This window comes from Bradyrhizobium sp. 956_D2_N1_4, assembly GCF_052076025.1.
Taxonomy (GTDB): domain Bacteria; phylum Pseudomonadota; class Alphaproteobacteria; order Rhizobiales; family Xanthobacteraceae; genus Bradyrhizobium; species Bradyrhizobium barranii.
Window position 1 is genome coordinate 5,991,628 of the sequence record NZ_CP197237.1, and the last position, 20,021, is coordinate 6,011,648.

A 20,021-nucleotide genomic window follows, 5' to 3' on the forward strand; every position below is an offset into this window, starting at 1 on the left:
CGAACAGGCACATGCCTGTAATTTGTGCGAATCTGTATCTATCTTCGCTCATTTCCAGAAAATGTCACTTGGTCGCAACATCCGGGCATTACCGGGGATGAGCCCATCCGGCACTGCAACATGGAGCGATCTGCGAGCGGCAATCTTATGACGCTTGTACGGCGAAGCCTTGCGTACCGCGTTCATCTTCCTGCTGCAATGCGGTGCGCGCAGCGCTCGCAGCATGACAATCGCGGCAAGCGCGCAGCAGTGTATCAAAATCGGTCGCCAAACCCTCGGAGCGGATGACAATCCGTTCATTCTGCCGTTCGTTCTCCGCACGGTGCGCCAAGGTGCTCATGGTGCAGAGCTGCCGCTGCAAGGCCGGCGTCAGCGTCAGCACGATCGCCTTGTGGCCGCGGCCTTCCTCAGTCGAAACCTCCGCAATCGAGTCCCACAGCAGAAATTCGTTGCCGATGCGGAGGTCGCGGATGCCATAGGGGGTGACGATCACCACCGGTCCCCGCTCGGCGGGCAGCAGCCAGATCAGCCGGCCGGTCACCAGGCCGAACAGCACGACGCCGGCATAGCCGACCGTCGTATCGTAGTCGCCCAGACCGTCCCACCAGTCGAAGGCAAGGGTCGCACTGAACAGGGTCATCGCGAAGCCCGCCGCGACCAGCAGCCGCAGCTGGGTCGTACACGGGCTGATTTCGAGATCGTGGGTCGCATCGATGCATGCGGCCGGCGCGACCGATTGCGGGCTGTCGGCAACAGCGAGCGTCAGGCGGTCATGATGTGCGTGCATGCTTTTCCCCAGCATGGCCATTCGCGGCCGAGCGACGATCTATCAGGCGGACCGTAATCCGCTGATGACACTCCACGCAGACTGGGCTGACGAGACGAAGCGGCTACGTTGGTAACGAGCCCCTGGCCACTGCTCCGGCCGACGACTTTTTACGCAACACGGCTACTTCCGCCTGGATCGCCATGATCGCGACGGAGTTACACTGGAGGGTAAGACGCCTATCCCCTTGATTGGTTCCCTCCCGGGAGCATGTAGGCTAGAGGATAGCGCGTCAGGACCGGCGCGGAAACCCCTCGCCCGCAGGCTTGGAGATAAATAAACATCATGAATCCCGTCAAAGAACTGGAAAAGCACGGACAAGCCGTTTGGCTGGACTTCCTGGCCCGTGGCTTCATCGCCAAGGGCGACCTGAAGCGGCTGATCGACACCGACGGCGTCAAGGGCGTCACCTCCAACCCATCGATCTTCGAGAAGGCGATCGGCAGTTCGGACGAGTATGACGCCCCGATCGGCAAGGCGCTGAAGCGCGGCGACCGGACTGTGGCCGACCTGTTCGAGGCCGTCGCGATCGAGGACATCCAAAACGCCGCGGACGTGCTCCGCCCGGTCTATGACCGCCTGAGGGCCGGCGACGGCTATGTCAGCCTGGAAGTTTCGCCCTATCTGGCGATGGACACCGCCGGCACGGTCGCCGAGGCGCGGCGGCTCTGGAAGGATGTCGACCGCAAGAACCTGATGGTGAAGGTGCCGGCGACGCCGGAGGGCCTGCCGGCGATCGAGACGCTGATCGGCGACGGCATCAGCATCAACATCACGCTGTTGTTCGCCAGGGACGTCTACCTCCAGGTCGCCGAGGCCTATCTCGCCGGTCTGGAAAAATACGTCGCCGGCGGCGGCGACCCGTCGCACGTGGCGAGCGTCGCGAGCTTCTTCGTCAGCCGCATCGACTCGGTCGTCGACAAGCAGCTCGACGAGAGGATCGCCCGCGCCAACGATCCATCCGAGAAGGAGCGGCTCGCCGCGCTGAAGGGCAAGGTCGCGATCGCCAACGCCAAGGTCGCCTACCAGGATTACAAGCGCCTGTTTTCCGGCCCGCGCTGGGACAAGCTCGCCGCCAAGGGCGCCAAGCCGCAGCGGATGCTGTGGGCCTCCACCGGCACCAAGAACAAGGACTACAGCGACGTCCTCTATGTCGAGGAGCTGATCGGTCCCGACACCATCAATACCGTGCCGCCGGCGACGCTCGACGCGTTCCGCGACCACGGCAAGCCGCGCGACAGCCTTGAAGAGAACGTCGACGACGCCCGCCGCGTGCTGGAAGAACTGGAGCGCTCCGGCGTCTCGCTCGAGGCGATCACCGAGGAACTCGTCAAGGACGGCGTCAAGCAGTTCGCCGATGCCGCCGACAAGCTCTATGGCGCCGTCGCCCACAAGCGGGCGACCGTGCTCGGGCCTGCGATCGACCACCAGCTTCTCTCGCTCGGCGACGGCCTCGGCAAGGCGGTGGCCAAGAGCACCGAGGAATGGCGCGCCTCGGCAAAGATCCGCAGGCTGTGGCAGCGCGACAAATCGGTCTGGACCGGCACCGACGAGGACAAATGGCTCGGCTGGCTCGACAGCGCGGCGAAGGCCGACGTCGCCGACTATGAGGACTATGCGAGCCGCGTGAAGGGCCAAAAGTTCTCCGATGCCGTCGTGCTCGGCATGGGCGGATCGAGCCTTGGCCCCGAGGTGCTGGCCGAGACTTTTACGCGGAAGTCCGGCTTCCCGAAATTGCACGTGCTGGATTCCACCGATCCGGCACAGGTCCGGGCAATGGAGGCCAGGATCGACATCGCCAACACCGTGTTCATCGTGTCCAGCAAATCCGGCGGGACCACCGAGCCGAACGCGATGAAGGATTATTTCCACGAACGCGTCGCACAGGCGGTCGGGCCGAAAGTGAAGACCGGCCACCGCTTCATTGCGGTGACCGATCCCGGCTCGTCGCTGGAGAAGGCGGCGAAGAGCCTCAACTACGCCCGCATCTTCCATGGCGAACCCTCGATCGGCGGCCGCTATTCGGTGCTCTCGCCGTTCGGCCTGGTGCCGGCGGCGACCGCGGGCATCGACGTCAAGACGCTGATCAAACACGCGCTCTCCATGGCCCGCTCCTGCGGACCCGACGTGCCGCCAGGTGAGAACCCGGGCGTCCAGCTCGGCCTTGCCATGGGCCTCGCCGGCCTCGAAGGCCGCGACAAGGTGACGATCCTGTCGTCGAAGAAGATCGCCGATTTCGGCGCCTGGGCCGAACAGCTGATCGCGGAATCGACCGGCAAGGAAGGCAAGGGCCTGATCCCGATCGCCGGCGAACCACTCGGCGAGCCCGCGCTCTACGGCAACGACCGCTTCTTCATCGACATTCGCACCGAAGGCGAAGCGGACGCCGCGCATGACTCCAAGCTTGCCGCGGTCGAAGCCGCCGGCCATCCCGTCGTGCGCATCGTGATGAAATCGATCGACCATCTCGGTCAGGAGTTCTTCCGCTTCGAGATGGCGACGGCGGTCGCGGGCAGCATCCTCGGCATCAACCCGTTCGACCAGCCGGACGTGGAAGCGGCCAAGATCAAGACCCGCGAGCTCACCGCGTCGTTCGAGAAGACCGGTGCATTGCCGGCCGAACAGCCGGTGGTCAGCACCGACGAGGCCGATCTCTACACCGACGAGGCCAACGCCACGGCGCTGCGCGCCGCCGGCGCCAACGGCGACCTCACCTCGTGGCTGAAAGCGCATCTCTCCCGCTCGGGCCATGGCGACTATGTCGCCCTGCTCGGCTACATCGCGCGCGACAAGGCGACGATCGACGCACTCCAGACGATGCGTCTCGAAGTGCGCGAGAAGCGTCACGTCGCGACCTGCGCCGAGTTCGGACCGCGCTTCCTGCATTCGACCGGGCAGGCCTACAAGGGCGGGCCCGACAGCGGCGTGTTTCTCCAGATCACGGCCGACGATGCCAAGGACTTGTCGGTGCCGGGCCAGAAGGCGAGCTTCGGCGTGATCAAGGCCGCGCAGGCGCGCGGCGACTTCGACGTGCTCACCGAGCGCGGCCGGCGCGCGCTCCGGGTCCACCTCAAGGGCGGGCTCAAGAAAGGTCTCGCGGCGCTCAACGCGGCGCTTAACGATGCGCTGAACTAAGGGAATCTCTCGATGCAACTCGGCATGATCGGCCTCGGCCGGATGGGCGGCAACATCGTTCGCCGCCTGATGCGCCACGGTCATACGACCGTGGTCTACGACAAGGACGCCAAGGCCGTCGCGGGTCTCGCCGCAGACGGCGCACAGGGCTCGGCGACGCTGGAAGAGTTCGTCGCCAAACTGGAGCGGCCGCGCGCGGCCTGGGTGATGCTGCCGGCCGGCCACATCACCGAGACGACGATCGACACGATCTCGGGCGTGATGCAAGCCGGCGACGTCATCATCGACGGCGGCAACACGTTCTGGCAGGATGACGTCCGCCGCGGCAAGGCGCTGAAGGAGCGCGGCATCCATTATGTCGATGTCGGCACCTCAGGCGGCGTCTGGGGGCTCGACCGCGGCTATTGCATGATGATCGGCGGCGAGAAGCAGGTGGTCGACCGGCTCGATCCGATCTTCGCCGCGCTCGCGCCCGGCGCCGGCGACATTCCGCGCACGGAGGGACGTGAGGGGCGCGATCCCCGCATCGAGCAGGGCTACATCCATGCAGGTCCCGTGGGCGCCGGCCATTTCGTCAAGATGATCCACAACGGCATCGAATACGGCCTGATGCAGGCCTATGCCGAAGGTTTCGACATTCTCAAGAATGCCAACATCGAGGCCTTGCCGGCGGATCATCGCTATGATTTCGACCTTGCCGATATCGCGGAGGTGTGGCGGCGCGGCAGCGTGATCCCGTCCTGGCTGCTCGACCTCACCTCGACGGCGCTCGCCGACAGCCCTGCGCTTGCGGAATATTCCGGCTTCGTCGAGGATTCCGGCGAAGGCCGCTGGACCGTGAATGCGGCGATCGACGAGGCCGTGCCGGCCGAAGTCTTGACCGCGGCCCTCTACACACGTTTCCGTTCCCGCAAGGAACACACCTTCGCCGAAAAAATTCTCTCCGCAATGCGCGCGGGTTTCGGCGGCCACAAGGAGCCGAAGCAGCCGGGCGCTTCGAAACCCAAATAAGAGCCGAAGTAACAAGTAACAGAGCGAAGGCCGATCATTCGTGACAAAAGACCCGCAGGCCAAGCGCAAGCCCGAAAATTGCGCCTTCGTCATCTTTGGCGCGACCGGTGACCTCACCCATCGGCTGGTGATGCCGTCGCTGTACAATCTGGCCGCCGAGCACCTGTTGCCGGAGAAGTTCTGCGTCGTCGGTGTGGCCCGCAACCGCCAGTCGGATGACGAGCTGCGCGACAGCCTGTTGAAGGGGCTGCGCCAGTTCGCAACCCGTCCCGTGGACGACGACATCGCCCGGAAGCTGCTGGAATGCGTGACCTTCGTCGAGGCCGATCCGAAGGATCCCCCGTCCTTCGACCGCTTGCGCGCGCATCTGGATTCGCTGGAATGCGCGCAGGACACCGGCGGTAACCGACTGTTCTATCTGGCAACGCCGCCCGCCGCGTTCGCGCCGACTGCGCGCGAGCTCGGCCGCACCGGCATGATGAAGGAGAACGGCGCCTGGCGTCGGCTCGTAATCGAAAAGCCGTTCGGCACCGATCTCGCGTCAGCCAAGGCGCTGAATGCCGAGCTCTTGAAGATCATGGACGAGCACCAGATCTACCGGATCGATCATTATCTCGGCAAGGAGACGGTGCAGAACATCCTGGTGCTGCGCTTTGCCAACGGCATGTTCGAGCCGATCTGGAATCGCAACCATATCGACCACATCCAGATCACCGTGGAGGAGAAGCTCGGCGTCGGCCATCGCGGCGGCTTCTACGATGCCACCGGCGCACTGCGCGACATGGTGCCGAACCATCTGTTCCAGCTGATGTCGCTGGTCGCGATGGAGCCGCCGGCGCGGTTCGATGCGCATTCCGTGCGCTCCGAAAAGGCCGACGTGCTGACGTCGATCCAGGAGCCGACCCGGGAAGAGGCGCTGAAGAATTCGGTGCGCGCGCAATATCTCGCCGGCCGCATCGGCGACGACGAGATCACGGACTATCGCAAGACCGAGGACGTCAAGCCCGGCAGCACCACCGAGACGTTCGTCGCGCTGAAGCTGATGATCGACAATTGGCGCTGGGCCGGCGTGCCGTTCTATCTGCGCACCGGCAAGGCGCTCGGCCACAAGCGCACGGAAGTGGCGATCAAGTTCAAGCAGGCGCCGCTGTCGATGTTCTCAGGCACGGATGTCGACCGCCTGTCGCAGAACTTCCTCACCATCGGCATCGCGCCGACCGAAACCATCGAGCTGCAGTTCAACGCCAAGATCCCGGGGCCGAGCATCACCATCGACGGCGTCGAGATGAAGTTCAAGTACGGCGACTATTTCCGCGCCGATCCCTCGACCGGCTACGAGACTCTGATCTACGACTGCATGATCGGCGACAACATCCTGTTCCAGCGCGCCGACGGCATCGAGGCCGGATGGCAGGCGGTGCAGCCGTTCCTGGACGCCTGGAAAAGTGAAGGCACCAACGGCATCGAGACCTACTCCGCCGGCAGCGACGGCCCCGCCTGCGCCGATGAGTTGCTCCGGCGCGACGGGCGAAGCTGGCGGAAGTTTACGTGATGGAAGCGGCCGACCAGCCGAAGCTGATCGTCGAGGCCGACGCCGAGGCGCTGGCGCAGGCCGCAGCCGAACGGGTGATGGCGCGGATATCAGCCAATCCCGGGCGGATCGCGATCTGCCTCACCGGCGGCTCCAGCCCGAAAAAGCTCTATCAATTGCTCGGCAGCGACGCGTATCGCGGCAAGATCCCGTGGGACCGCGTGCACTGGTTCATCGGCGACGAGCGTTTCGTGCCTTCGAGCGATCCCCTCAACAACATGGCAGTCGCGCGCGCGACCTTTCTCGACCGCAATGCGCCGTCCGGGCATATTCACCCGATCCCCACCACGGCTGAAAGCCCCGAAGCGGGTGCCGAGGCCTATGCGCGCGAGCTTCAGTCCTTCTACGGCGCCAAAAGCCTCGATCCGGCACGGCCGCTGTTCGACATGGTCCTGATGGGCGCGGGCCCGGACGGCCACACCGCCTCGCTCTTCCCCGGCTACCCCGCGATCGAGGAGACCACACGCTGGGTGGTCGGCGTCCCCAAGGCCAATGTCGCGCCGTTCGTGCCACGGGTCTCGCTGACCCTGCCCGCCTTGGCCTCCTGCCGCGAAATGCTGTTCGAGATTGCCGGGCACGACAAGCAGCCGATCTTGACGCGCCTGCTCAATGGCGAGACTCTGCCGGCTGTACGCGCGCGCTCGAATGGTGAGACCGTCTGGCTGGTCGACCAGGCCGCGCTTCCGGAGGGAATTCGTGGCGGGCGTTGAAGCACCTTGTGCGTTGATCGTGATGGGCGTGTCGGGTTCAGGCAAGAGTACGGTTGCGGAGGCGCTCGGGCAGCGGCTCGGCTGGCGTTTCGAGGACGGCGACAGCTTTCACCCCGCCAGCAATGTCGAGAAGATGCGGGCCGGCCATCCCCTCACCGACGAGGACCGCTGGCCCTGGCTCAACGCCATCGCCGACGAGATCGCGCGGGTTTGCGACAAGGGCGAGCATGTCATCATCGCCTGCTCGGCGCTGAAGCACACCTATCGCGACGTGCTACTGCGTGGACGCGACGACGTCCGCTTCGTCTTCCTGAGGGGCACCAGGGAGCTGATCGCCGCCCGCCTCGCGCAACGCAAGGGCCATTTCATGCCGCCCGAACTGCTGACGAGCCAATTCACGACCCTGGAGCCGCCAGAGGCCGGCGAGCACGTCGTCACCGTCTCGATCGACGAATCCGTCGAGGCGATCGTGGACGGCGTGGTACGGCAATTGAAGCTGAGCGGGGCGAAACGCTGAGGCCGAGAAACCCTGAGGTCCTGCCATGACGAAAATCTCACTGGTCGTCTCCGACGTCGACGGCACGCTGCTGACCAAGGACAAGACGCTGACGGAGCGCGCGCGGTCCGCGGTCCAGCGGCTGCACAAGGCCGGCATCGGCTTCACCATCACCTCCAGCCGCCCCGCGATCGGCATGCGGTTCCTGGTCGAGCCGCTGGCGCTCTGGCTGCCGATCGGCCCGTTCAACGGCTCCTCGATCGTCGATCCCGAGATGCATCCGGTCGAGCAGCACCTGATCCCGGCGAGCGCCGCCGAACGGTCCTTGCAGATCCTCCGGGAGTTCGGCGCCGACATCTGGCTCTTCACCACCGACAAATGGCTGATCGACAACCCTGATGGTAAATACGTCGCGCACGAGCAGCACACGATCCGCTCCGATCCCACCATCGTAACGGATTTTTCGCCGTACCTTGCGAGCGCCTGCAAGATCGTCGGCGCCAGCGCCGATGCCGCCGGCCTGGAGCGTTGCGAGAAAGCGATGCAGGAGGCGCTCGGCAGCGCGGCCACTGCAGTGCGCTCGCAGACCTATTATCTCGACATCACGCCGCCCGGCTTCGACAAGGGCACCTTCGTGCAGGCCATGGCCAAGCGCCTTGGTATTTCCACCGACGCGGTCGCCACCATCGGCGACATGCAGAACGACCTTGCGATGTTCCGCGTCAGCGGCACCTCGATCGCCATGGGCAATGCCACCGACAGCGTCAAGGACCAGGCCACCCACGTCACCGCGACCAATGAGCAGGACGGCTTTGCGGAGGCGATGGAGGTGATTTTGAAGCGGAACGGGGCGGGCTGAGTCACTACTTCGACCGCTGAACCGCCGGCTTCTCGCTCTCCTGCCTCGCGGCCGAGAGATTGTGCGCGGTGTTGATCAGCGCGATGTGGGTCAAGGCCTGCGGGAAATTGCCGGTCTGGCGCCGGGCGCCTGAATCATATTCTTCGGCCAAGAGGCCGACATCGTTCGCGATGCCGACCACGCGATCGAGCAAGGCTTGCGCCTTGTCGAGATCACCCGCCAGCACATGCGCATCGGCCAGCCACAGGCTGCACGCCAGGAACGCGCCCTCGATCGGCTGCGTCTCCTCGGACACTTCGCGGGGATCGTGGCGCAGCACAAAACCGTCGCGCATCATGTGTTTCTCGACGGCGGCGATGGTGCCCCGAATGCGCGGGTCCGATGGTGGCAGGAAGCCGACGGCCGGCAGCAGCAGCACGCTGGCATCGAGCAGCTTTGAACCATAGAAGTCGACGAAGGCATTCTCCTCCGCGTCAAATCCCTTGTTGCAGACATCGCGATGAATGGCTTCGCGCAGGGCACGCCAATGCAGGAGCGGCGCCTTGAAGCCAAAGGTCTCGGCGCTCTTGATGCCGCGGTCGAAGGCGACCCAGGTCATGACCTTGGAGAACACGTAGTGCCTGGGCTGTCCACGCAGCTCCCAGATGCCGTTGTCGGGATGGTCCCAGACCTCGGCGAGATGGTTGAGCACGGCGCATTCCAGCGCCCAGGTCGTCTCGTCGTCGAGCTTCAGCTTCGCCATGCGCGACTGGTGGAAGGCGTCGATCAGTTCGCCGTAGACGTCGAGCTGGAGCTGCGCATGCGCGGCGTTGCCGACGCGCACCGGTTGGGCGCCCTCATAACCGTCGAGCCAGCCCGCTTCCCATTCCAGCAGACGCCGCTGGCCCCAGATGCCGTACATGATCTGCATGTCCGCCGGCGAGCCTGCCGCCGCGCGCAGCAGCCAATTGTGCCAGGCCAACGCTTCCTCGGTGTAACCCGAGTTCATCAGCGCCAGCAGCGTGAAGGTCGCATCGCGCAACCAGCAGAAGCGGTAATCCCAATTCCTGGCGCCGCCGAGCTTTTCCGGCAACGAGGTGGTGGGCGCCGCGACGATGCCGCCGGTCGGGCCGAAGGTCAGCGCCTTCAGCGTGATCAGCGAGCGTACGATCAGATCGTGATAATCACCGTCGCGGGTGCAGCGGCTGCACCATTCGTTCCAGAATTTCTCGGTCTCCTGGAAGGCGATCTCCGGATCGATCGGCGCGGGCGGATCGAGATGCGAGGGGCCGTAGGTCAGCACGAACGGCACGGTCTCACCCGCCTTCACGTCGAAGTCGGAGACCGTGGTGAGATCCTCGCCGCGGGTCTCCACCGGGGTGCGCAGCACCGTCATGTCCTGGCCGGCGATCGCCAGCAGCGAATGGTCGATGCGTCGCACCCAGGGAATGTCGACGCCGAAGCCGAAGCGGATGACAAGCTCCATCCGCATCTTCACCGTGCCCGTGAGGCCGCGGACCAGCCGCACGATGTCGGAGGCCTTGCCGCGCGGCGGCATGAAGTCGATCAGCGCAACGGTGCCGCTCCCGGTCTCGAAGCGCGTTTCGAGGATGAGGGTGTTGCCGAGGTAGCGGCGCGAGATGGAGGTCGTGTTCTCGCCCGGCGCAATCAGCCAGCGGCCGTTCTTGTGCGTGCCGAGGATCGCGGCAAAGCAGGCATCGGAATCAAAGGCCGGCCAGCACAGCCAGTCGATCGAGCCGTCGCGCCCGACCAGCGCTGCGGTCTCGCAATCGCCGATCAGCGCATAGTCCTCGATCCTCTGAGCCAATGTGTCACGAGCCCCGGAAAATCCGCCGTTTCAACTCCCGCCGGTCAACGAGCGTTCCCGCGTCGCCGCCTTCAAGGCCGTAACATCGACCTTGGCGGCGATCTTGTCGAGCGCCACCGGCAGGCGCTGGCGCCAGTTCGGATGCTCGTCGATCGTACCGGGAATGTTGGGCTGGTCAATCACGCCGAGCAGATCCTCCAGCGACACCGCCAGCAGACGCGACGGCGTCCGCGACAGGAAGGCGAGCACCGAATAGAGATCGTTGGCGTTGATGCCGTTCTGGCGCAGGATCTCGTCGAGCCTGCCGAGCGCATCCCAGCGCGCCTGGTCGTTCTCGCCGGGGTCGAGCCCGAGCGAGCGCTTCATCTTGAGATCGCCGAAGGAGCGCCAGCCGGCATAGGTGCACAGATCATGCGTGTTCAGCGTGACCAGCGCATTGGGCCGGTAATGGTCGGCATTGCGGAAGCGGCCGGCATCGTCCCGCTCGAACATCATGACGAGGTAGGACCAGATGCCGAAATCCTGCATGGTCTCGCGGAAACCTTCCGGCACGGTGCCGAGGTCCTCGCCGATCACGATGCATTTGTGCGCCGCGCTCTCGCGCACCACGGCGCCGAGCAGCGCCTCGAACGGCATCTGCACATAGGCGCCGTTGTCCGGCTTGAAGCCGCGCGGCACCAGATACAGCCGCTTCAACCCCAGCACGTGATCGAGCCGGATCGCGCCGGCATGGCGCATCGAGGCGGCCAGCATGTCGGCGAACGGCACGAAGGATTGCGCCTCCAGACCACCGGCATTGAAGCCGGCAAGGCCCCAATCCTGCCCGACAGTGTTGAGCACGTCGGGCGGCGCGCCGACGGCGAGATGGCGCGAAATCGCCATCTGCTCGTTCCAGGCGTCGAAGCCGTTGGACTGCACGCCGACGGCGACGTCGAGATAGAGCCCGACGCGCATGCCGAGCTGGCCGGCCAATTCCTTGGCGGCCTGCAATTGGCTATCGGCCGTCCATTGCACGAATTCGACGAACTCGACCTCGCGCTTGTCGGGACCGTTGCGGAGCTCGGCGCATTTGGCTTCATCCGGCTGCTGCCACTCTTGCGGCCACTCCCACCAAGGCCCGGAGAAGCGATGCCGCAGCACCTCGAAGCAGGCAAAGCGGGACAACAGCGGCGCGCGGTCCGCGCGGAAGGCGTCGAATTCCTTGCGGCGCGCCTCGCTCGCGCTCGTCACGAAACTGTTGTAGGCGGCGCGCAGGCCGAGCCATTTCAGCGCCGCCATGTCCGCATAGGGCACGCGGTCGCCTTCGCGCAGCCGCGCGGAGGTCGCAGCCGCGTCGGGGACGAGGTCGGCGGCAAATTCCGGGATCGCCTCGACGTCGATATAGAGCGGGTTGAGAAACAGCCGGCTGTTCGGCGAATAGGGGCTGCAATCGGCGGGGTGGTTGTCGAACAGGACATGCAGCGGATTGAGCCCGACGCCATCGGCGCCGAGCTGCCTGGCGAGCCGAACGAGATCGGCGAGGTCGGTGAAATCGCCGATGCCCCAATTGCGGTCCGAGCGGACGCTGTAGAGCTGCACGGCGAGCAACCAGCCTCGGGCGAAATCGCCGCCGAAGGCGCGTTCGGGCGCCACGATCATCGGCACCTCTTCCGCAACACCCTTGGCATCGGTCAGCGTCAACCGGTGATAACCGAGCGGCAGGCCGGCGGGCCAGGCGATCACGGGCTCGTGGGTCTCGCCTTGCGCGATCACATTGCCGTTTGCGCGCAATGTCCATTGCAGCGGCGGCGCGCCGATTGTCGTCAATTCGGTGCGCGGATGTCCCAGGGCGCGCACCACCACGGGCCCGCCGACGAAGCGGTAAACCCGCTTCTCCGGCAGGGCCTCGAGGATGGATTTGAGGGCCACGGGATCGGTGACCCGCAGCTTTCCGAGGGCATCGACGAATTCGGACTGAACGCCCTTGATCCGGGCTTGAGCTAAAAGATCCATTCGGCACGCAGCTTGCAGGCCGTCATCCGGCCGGGGGCAGGGAATTTAACGAGGTCGTGGAAGAGGTTAGTCAGGGCTAACTCGCAGACCGTGCCTGCCGTTCCCAAGGGAACCAATGACACACAAGCGGCTTTCTATATTGGTATCAAGCGTAGGTTCCCGACAAGGGAAACGGGCTCCTGCTTTCTTGTCAATGGCATCACCGTGAACAAGACAATTCAAACTGTCGAGAGTGCCGCAGCCGGCGGCGCTTTCCTCATCGAAGATATCTATCCCTCGATCGACAGCGGCCGTTTCGCCGTGAAGCGGATTGCGGGCGAACGGGTCGACGTCTGGGCGGACATTTATCGCGGCGGCCACGCGGTGATCGGTGCCGCGCTGATCTGGCGAGGAGAACAGGACCGGGAATGGCGGAGCGAGCCGATGATCCATCACGGCAATGACCGCTGGTCCGGCGCGTTCACCCCCGTCGAACCCGGCCAATATGTCTATGCGATCGAAGCGTGGACCGACGAGTTCGCCACCTGGTCGCACGGGGTCGAGCGCAAGCGGCGCGCCGGTGCGGACGTCAACCTCGATGCGATCGAGGGCGCCGGCCTCCTGACCAAGGCACATGGCGCCCGGCAGGACGCCGCGGCGGTCATCGTCAAGCAATGCGAGGATTATCTTCAGACCGGCGACGTCGGCTCGCTGCTTGCAGCCGATCTCGGCGCGGCCATGGCCGAGAGCCAGTCGCGGCCCGACCTGACCCGCTCGCAGAACTTCCCGCTGATCGTCGACCGCGACAAAGCGCGCTTCGGCGCCTGGTATCAGATGATGCCGCGCAGCCAGAGCCAGAGTCCCGGCCGGCATGGCACGCTGCGTGACTGCATCGCGCGCGTGCCCGACATCGCCGCGATGGGCTTTGACGTGCTCTACTTCACGCCCATCCACCCCATTGGCCGCACCCGCCGCAAGGGCCGCAACAATGCGCCGGTGGCGACCGAAGGCGATCCCGGCTCGCCCTATGCGATCGGCACGACCGAGGGCGGGCACGATGCACTGCATCCCGAGCTCGGCACGATCGAGGATTTCCGCGCGCTGGTCGCGACCTGTCTCGAATACGGCCTCGAGCTCGCGCTCGACTTCGCCGTGCAATGCTCGCCGGACCATCCCTGGCTGAGGCAGCATCCGGAATGGTTCAAATGGCGTCCGGACCGCTCGGTGCGGACGGCGGATGATCCCTATTCGGACATCGTCATCCCCGATTTCGCCTCCGTCGACAGGGCCGGGCTGTGGAACGCGTTTCGCGATGCCATGCTGTTCTGGATCGACCACGGCGTCACCATCTTCGCCATCGACAATCACGACACCGCGCCGCTTCCGTTCTGGGAGTGGCTGATCAGCGACATCCGCCGCCGCCATCCCGAGGTGATCCTGTTCTCCAAGACCTTTGCGCGGCCAAAGCTGATGCAGGGCCTCGCCAAGCTCGGCTTTGCACAGTCCTTCAGCTATTTCCCCTGGCGCACGGCGAAATGGGAGCTGGAGCAATATCTGGGCGAGCTGACGCGCCATCCCGAGCGCGATTTCTATCGGGCGAACCTGTTCGTGAGCACGCCCGACCTGCTGCCCTATCATCTCCAGGGCGGTGAGCCCTGGGCGTTCAAGTCGCGGGTCGCGCTGGCCGCGACGCTGTCCGGCAATTACGGCATCTACAGCGCCTTCGAGCTGCTGGAGCATGACGCGATTCCCGGCCGCGAAGAATATCTTGATTCCGAGAAGTACCAGATCAAGCCGCGCGACTGGGACCGGCCCGGCAACATCAAGACCTACATCGCCGCGCTCAATCGCATCCGCAACGATAACGCCGCGCTTCAGCAAACGGAGAATCTGCGCTTCCTCGGCGTCGAGGACGGCGAGACGATCGCCTTTGCCAAGGAGGCGGCCGATCCAGCCAACACCGTCGTCGCGGTCATCGCCCTCTCGCGCCATGTCCGCGAAGTCTGGTTGCCGCTGGGCGACCTCACCATCGACGCCGGCGGCGCACGCCGCCACGTCACCGCACTCGAAAATCTCATCACAGGCGAACTGTCCCGCATCGAATGGGGCGGGATCAGATTATATATCGATCCCGACCGCGACCCGGCGCTGCTGTTCCGCTGCCTGGCGTAAGGATCACGCCATGAATGTTTTGTCTTCCGTCGACACCCAAAAAGCCGAGGCAGCCGAGATCGTGGATGAACTCTGGTACAAGGACGCCATCATCTACCAGCTCCACGTCAAGGCGTTTGCCGACAGCAACCATGACGGCATCGGCGATTTCGCCGGACTGACCGAGAAGCTGCCCTATCTCCAGGAGCTCGGCGTCACCGCGCTGTGGCTGTTGCCGTTCTATCCATCGCCAGGACGCGACGACGGCTACGACATCGCCGACTACGGTTCGGTCAATCCCGATTTCGGGACGATGAAGGACTTCAAGCGCTTCATCCAGGAAGCGCAGAAGCGCGGCCTGCGCGTCATCACCGAGCTCGTCGTCAATCACACCTCCGACCAGCACAAATGGTTCAAGCGCGCGCGCCGCAGCCATCCGGGCTCGAGCGCCCGCAACTGGTATGTCTGGAGCGACACCGACCAGAAATACCAGGGCACGCGGATCATCTTCACCGACACCGAGAAGTCGAACTGGACCTGGGACCACGAGGCCGGGGCGTTCTACTGGCACCGCTTCTTCTCGCACCAGCCGGACCTCAATTTCGACAATCCGCGCGTGGTCAGCGCCCTGATCCAGGTGATGAAGCGCTGGCTGGATGCCGGCGTCGACGGATTCCGCCTCGACGCCATCCCCTATCTCTGCGAACGCGACGGCACCAACAACGAGAACCTTCCGGAGACGCATGCGATCATCAAGCGCCTGCGCCAGGAACTGGACTCCTACTCCAAGGGCAAGCTGCTGCTGGCCGAGGCCAATCAATGGCCGGAGGACGTGCAGGAATATTTCGGCCGCGGCGACGAGTGCCACATGGCCTACCACTTCCCGCTGATGCCACGCATCTACATGGCGATCGCGCAGGAAGACCGCTTTCCGATCACCGACATCTTGCGCCAGACGCCGGACATTCCCGCAAGCTGCCAATGGGCGCTGTTCCTGCGCAACCATGACGAGCTGACGCTGGAGATGGTCACCGACGTCGAGCGCGACTATCTCTGGACCACCTACGCCAACGATCCTCGCGCGCGCATCAATGTCGGCATCCGCCGGCGGCTGGCGCCGCTGATGGACAATGACCGCCGCAAGATCGAGCTGATGAACTCGCTGCTGCTGTCCTTTCCCGGCACGCCGATCATCTATTACGGCGACGAGATCGGCATGGGCGACAACATCTATCTCGGCGACCGCAACGGCGTGCGCACGCCGATGCAGTGGAGCCCGGACCGCAATGGCGGCTTTTCCCGCTGCGATCCCGCCCGTCTCTACGCGCCACTGATCATGGACCCCGTCTACGGCTACGAGTCGGTGAACGTGGAGGCGCAGTCGCGCAGCCTGTCCTCGCTGCTCAGCGCTACCAAGCGCCTGATCTCGGTGCGCAAATCGACCCTCGCCTTCGGCCGCGGCACCATGACCTTCATCCGCCCGGCCAACCGCGCCGTGCTGGCCTATGTCCGGCAGTACAACGACGAGGTGATCCTGTGCGTCGCCAACCTCTCGCGCGCAGCCCAGGCGACCGAGCTCGACCTGTCGCCGTGGAAGGACCGCATTCCGCAGGAGATGCTCGGACGCACGCGTTTTCCGCCGATCGGCGAGGTGCCCTACATGATCACGCTGGGGCCTTACGGCTTCTACTGGTTCCAGCTCACCGAGCGCAACAAGTCCGAGCCGGTGACGCCGCGCGCGGTGCCTGAGTTCGAGACGCTGGTGGTGCCGGTCAATTCGACCTGGGTGTCGCTGGCGCGCGAGCGCGGCGTGTTCGAGCATGAGGTGCTGCCAGGCTTCTTGTCGCGCACGCGCTGGTATCCCGAGCAAGATCCCAAGCAGATCAAGCCGACGCTGACCTCGGCGGTGCCGTTCTGCGACATCGGCGACAACAGGCCCTGGATCGCGGTCTTCGAAACCCCGCAACAGGATGCCACGGCGCGCTACGTGCTGCCGATGCAGATCGAATGGGTGCGCTTCGACCGCGAACGCTTCAACCCGAAGGCGCTCGCCGCCGTGCGTCAGGGCGCGCGCGAAGGTACCTTGCTCGACGTTGCGACCGAGCAGATCTTCATCGGCCTGTTCCTGCGCAATCTGTCGCAGAACCTGGTGGTGGAAGAGAACAATCTGCGTCTGGAGTTCAAGGCGACCAGCCGATTCGCCGATTACATCATCAAGGAGCCCGAACGCATCCGCGCCATCGAGCAGTCGAACAGCACGGCGCTGGTCGACAACCAGTACGTCGCCAAGATCTATCGCCAGCTCGAAGGCGGCATCAATCCCGAGATCGAGATTGGCTCCTACCTCACCGACGTCGCGCACTTTGCCAATACGCCGGCGCTGCTCGGCAGCGTCGAGCTGGTCGAAGGCGATCGAAGCAGCGCGGTCGGCGTGCTGCACGCCTATGTCGAAAACCAGGGCGACGGCTGGGCCGTCACTACGGGTTATCTCGACCGCTATATCGACGAGCAGCGGTTGGCGCCGATGAGCGAAGCGCCTCGAGAGACCCAGGAGCAGGCGCCTTACCTGCACTTCATGGCGCAGATCGGCCGGCGGCTCGCCGAGCTGCATGTGGCTCTCGCCGCCGCAAGGCCCGATGATCTCGCGCCGGAGCCGATCGGCCCCGCACAGGTCGAGCGCTGGGCATCCGGGCTCAAAGCACGGGCCGAGCGGATCTTCGAACGGCTGGCCGACAGCCGCGACGGCCTGCGCGAGGCCGACCGGCCTCTGATCGACCAGCTCGTCGCGGTGCGCACGACCCTGCCCGACCACCTCTATGCACTCTTGCCATCCGACATCGGCGGGTTGAACATCCGTCATCATGGCGACTTCCGCCTCGGGCAAATCCTGATCGTGAAGGACGATATCTTCATCATCGACTTCGACGGCGATCCGCGTCTGCCGCTGGCCGACAAGCGGCGCAAGGCACCGGCCGCACGCGACGTCGCCGGCCTGATCCGTTCGATTGAGCTTTCGGTTAACACAGCACTCAGCCGCGCGCTGACGGGCGCATCCGACGAGCAGGACCGGCTCGCGGCCGCACTCGGCGAATGGCGCGAACGCGCCGCCGCGACATTCCTTAACGCTTACCGCGAAGCCATGACCGATCGCCGGCTGTGGCCGGAAGATCGGCAATCCGCGGACGGCCTGTTAAGGTTTTTCCTGCTTGATCAAGCCTTCGACGAAGTAGAGTACGAGCTGTCCCACCGGCCTGAGGAGCTCCGTGCGCCGCTGACCGGACTGCTTCGCATTCTGTCCAATGAGAGCGAAGCCCATGCCTAAACTGCCAGCCGAGGCCTACGCGATCATCGAGGGCCGCCACTCCGACCCCTTCCATTATCTCGGGATGCATCCCGAGGGCGGCAAGAGCGTGGTGCGCGCGTTCCTCCCCGAGGCCACCAATGTCGAAGCGGTGGGTGAACATGGCGAGGTGGCGAAGCTCGATCGCGTCCACGATTCGGGCTTGTTCATCGGCGCCCTGCCGAACGGCTCGAAGCGCTATCAGCTCCGCGCCAGGTTCGGCGACAACATCGTCGAGTTCGAGGACGCCTATCGCTTCCCGCCGATCCTGACCGATTTCGATCTCTATCTGCTCGGCGAAGGCACCCATCAGCGCCTCTACGACAAGCTCGGCGCGCATCCGATGCGGCTCGAAGGCATCGACGGCATCGGCTTCGTCGTGCTGGCGCCGAATGCGCGGCGCGTATCCGTGGTCGGCGATTTCAATTTCTGGGACGCGCGGCGCCATCCGATGCGGGTCCGCGGTGCCGGTTATTGGGAGCTGTTCATCCCGCACGCCAAGGCCGGCGACCACTACAAGTTCGATATCATCGGGCCGCACGGCCATCAGGTGCCGCTGAAGTCCGATCCCATGGCCTTTGCGAGCGAGGTGCGGCCGAAGACGGCTTCCATCGTGTTCGACGAGGCACATCTCGCACGCCCGCGCCCGGCGCCGGATGGCATCAACGCGCTCTCGGCGCCGATGTCGATCTACGAGGTCCATCTCGGCTCCTGGCGGCGCAAGAACGGCGGCGAATGGCTCACCTATCGCGAGCTGGCCGAGCAGCTGCCGGCCTATGCCCGCGACATGGGCTTTACCCATCTCGAATTCCTGCCCGTCAGCGAGCATCCATTCGACGGCTCCTGGGGCTATCAGCCGACCGGCCTCTATGCGCCGACCAGCCGCTTCGGCGGGCCTGAGGATTTTGCCGCGCTGGTCGACGCCTGCCATCGCGAGGGCGTCGGCGTGCTGCTCGACTGGGTGCCCGGCCATTTCCCCGACGATCCGCACGGGCTCGGCAGCTTTGACGGCACCTCGCTCTACGAGCATGCCAATCCGCTCCAGGGCCGCCACCTCGACTGGGGCACGCTGATCTACAATTACGGCCGCACCGAAGTGACGAACTTCCTGGTGTCGAATGCGCTGTTCTGGCTCGAGCGTTACGCGATCGACGGCCTGCGCGTCGATGCGGTCGCCTCCATGCTCTATCTCGACTACAGCCGCCCGCCGGGCGCCTGGATTCCGAACCAGTATGGCGGCCGCGAGAACATCGAAGCGATCGCGTTCCTGCGCCGCTTCAACACCGAATTGTACGCGCGCTTCCCGCAGGTGACCACGGCGGCCGAGGAATCCACCGCGTGGCCGCAGGTCTCGCGCCCGGTCGAATTCGGCGGGCTCGGCTTCGGCTACAAGTGGAACATGGGCTGGATGCACGACACGCTGAACTACATCAGCAAGGATCCGATCCACCGCAAGCATCATCACGGCGATATCCTGTTCGGCCTGCACTACGCCTTCTCGGAGAACTTCATCCTGCCGCTGTCGCATGACGAGGTCGTGCACGGCAAACGTTCGATCCTTGGCCGCATGCCCGGCGACGAATGGCAGCGCTTTGCGAATTTGCGCGCCTATTACAGCTTCATGTTCGGCCACCCCGGCAAGAAGCTACTGTTCATGGGCGCGGAGATCGCGCAAAGCCGCGAATGGAATCACGACCAGTCGCTCGACTGGCACCTGCTCGAATACAAGTACCATTCCGGCATCCAGGCGCTGATCCGCGACCTCAACCGGCTCTATCGCGCGGTGCCGGCGCTGCACCAGATGGATTGCGAACAGGGCGGATTCGAATGGCTGATCACGGATGACGCCAACCGCAACGTGTTCGCCTGGCTGCGCAAGGGATTCGACGAGCACGCACGGTGTCTCGTGATCATCAACTTCTCGCCCAACGTCTATCGCAACTATCGCGTCCCCGTGCCCTTCGCCGGCAAGTGGAAAGAGGTGTTCAATTCGGACTCCGCCCATTACGGCGGCACCAATGTCGGAAACATCGGCGAGGTTCATGCCGCTGGCGGCAAGGTGCCCGAGCTTCGCCTCACCATTCCGCCGCTCGCCGCGATCTTTCTCGTTCCGGAAAGCTGACC

12 protein-coding genes are annotated in these 20,021 nt (G+C 64.8%); 9 read left to right on the top strand and 3 right to left on the bottom strand.

The window, feature by feature from the left end; translation table 11 throughout:
- Positions 1 to 145: 145 nt before the first annotated feature.
- Positions 146 to 808, bottom strand: coding sequence for an STM3941 family protein (locus AB7535_RS28380; RefSeq protein WP_166343992.1), 663 nt, complete (start codon positions 806 to 808; stop codon positions 146 to 148).
- A gap of 303 nt (positions 809 to 1,111) precedes the next feature.
- On the opposite strand from AB7535_RS28380, the gene AB7535_RS28385 reads away from it, so the two are divergent.
- Genes AB7535_RS28385 through AB7535_RS28410 form a run of 6 tightly spaced genes read left to right on the top strand, consistent with a single transcriptional unit; the run spans position 1,112 to position 8,628 of the window.
- The gene (locus tag AB7535_RS28385) at positions 1,112 to 3,961 is read left to right on the top strand and encodes a bifunctional transaldolase/phosoglucose isomerase (RefSeq protein ID WP_231143275.1); all 2,850 of its coding nucleotides are present in this window, start codon (positions 1,112 to 1,114) and stop codon (positions 3,959 to 3,961) included.
- Positions 3,962 to 3,973: 12 nt separating this feature from the next.
- Entirely contained in the window at positions 3,974 to 4,972 is a 999-nt protein-coding gene (gene gnd / locus AB7535_RS28390; protein ID WP_231143276.1) for a phosphogluconate dehydrogenase (NAD(+)-dependent, decarboxylating), read from the top strand.
- A 40-nt stretch (positions 4,973 to 5,012) separates the two neighbouring features.
- Positions 5,013 to 6,524, top strand: a complete 1,512-nt coding sequence (gene zwf, locus AB7535_RS28395) for a glucose-6-phosphate dehydrogenase (protein ID WP_085405224.1) — start codon at positions 5,013 to 5,015, stop codon at positions 6,522 to 6,524.
- The gene (pgl, locus tag AB7535_RS28400; RefSeq protein ID WP_085405225.1) at positions 6,524 to 7,273 is read left to right on the top strand and encodes a 6-phosphogluconolactonase; all 750 of its coding nucleotides are present in this window, start codon (positions 6,524 to 6,526) and stop codon (positions 7,271 to 7,273) included. The genes zwf and pgl overlap by 1 nt, the downstream gene beginning before the upstream one ends.
- Positions 7,260 to 7,790, top strand: a complete 531-nt coding sequence (locus AB7535_RS28405; RefSeq protein WP_014492792.1) for a gluconokinase — start codon at positions 7,260 to 7,262, stop codon at positions 7,788 to 7,790. The genes pgl and AB7535_RS28405 overlap by 14 nt, the downstream gene beginning before the upstream one ends.
- Before the next feature lie 25 nt (positions 7,791 to 7,815).
- Positions 7,816 to 8,628: an HAD family hydrolase gene (locus AB7535_RS28410; RefSeq protein ID WP_231143277.1), complete on the top strand. Its 813-nt coding sequence runs from the start codon at positions 7,816 to 7,818 to the stop codon at positions 8,626 to 8,628.
- 4 nt (positions 8,629 to 8,632) lie between these two features.
- On the opposite strand, the gene AB7535_RS28415 is transcribed toward AB7535_RS28410, so the two are convergent.
- Together AB7535_RS28415 and malQ are read right to left on the bottom strand one after the other, a co-directional pair.
- On the bottom strand, positions 8,633 to 10,435 hold the full coding sequence (locus AB7535_RS28415; RefSeq protein ID WP_231143278.1) for a glycoside hydrolase family 15 protein: 1,803 nt from the start codon (positions 10,433 to 10,435) through the stop codon (positions 8,633 to 8,635).
- A gap of 30 nt (positions 10,436 to 10,465) precedes the next feature.
- Positions 10,466 to 12,427, bottom strand: a complete 1,962-nt coding sequence (gene malQ / locus AB7535_RS28420) for a 4-alpha-glucanotransferase (RefSeq protein ID WP_231143279.1) — start codon at positions 12,425 to 12,427, stop codon at positions 10,466 to 10,468.
- Between the two features lie 204 nt (positions 12,428 to 12,631).
- On the opposite strand from malQ, the gene AB7535_RS28425 reads away from it, so the two are divergent.
- Genes AB7535_RS28425 through glgB form a run of 3 tightly spaced genes read left to right on the top strand, consistent with a single transcriptional unit; the run spans position 12,632 to position 20,019 of the window.
- Positions 12,632 to 14,578: a maltotransferase domain-containing protein gene (locus tag AB7535_RS28425; RefSeq protein ID WP_231143280.1), complete on the top strand. Its 1,947-nt coding sequence runs from the start codon at positions 12,632 to 12,634 to the stop codon at positions 14,576 to 14,578.
- Between the two features lie 10 nt (positions 14,579 to 14,588).
- On the top strand, positions 14,589 to 17,879 hold the full coding sequence (gene treS / locus AB7535_RS28430; protein WP_231143281.1) for a maltose alpha-D-glucosyltransferase: 3,291 nt from the start codon (positions 14,589 to 14,591) through the stop codon (positions 17,877 to 17,879).
- Positions 17,872 to 20,019 (top strand): 1,4-alpha-glucan branching protein GlgB, encoded by a 2,148-nt coding sequence (glgB, locus tag AB7535_RS28435; protein ID WP_231143282.1) that lies wholly within the window; start codon positions 17,872 to 17,874, stop codon positions 20,017 to 20,019. The genes treS and glgB overlap by 8 nt, the downstream gene beginning before the upstream one ends.
- The last annotated feature ends 2 nt before the right edge of the window (positions 20,020 to 20,021 follow it).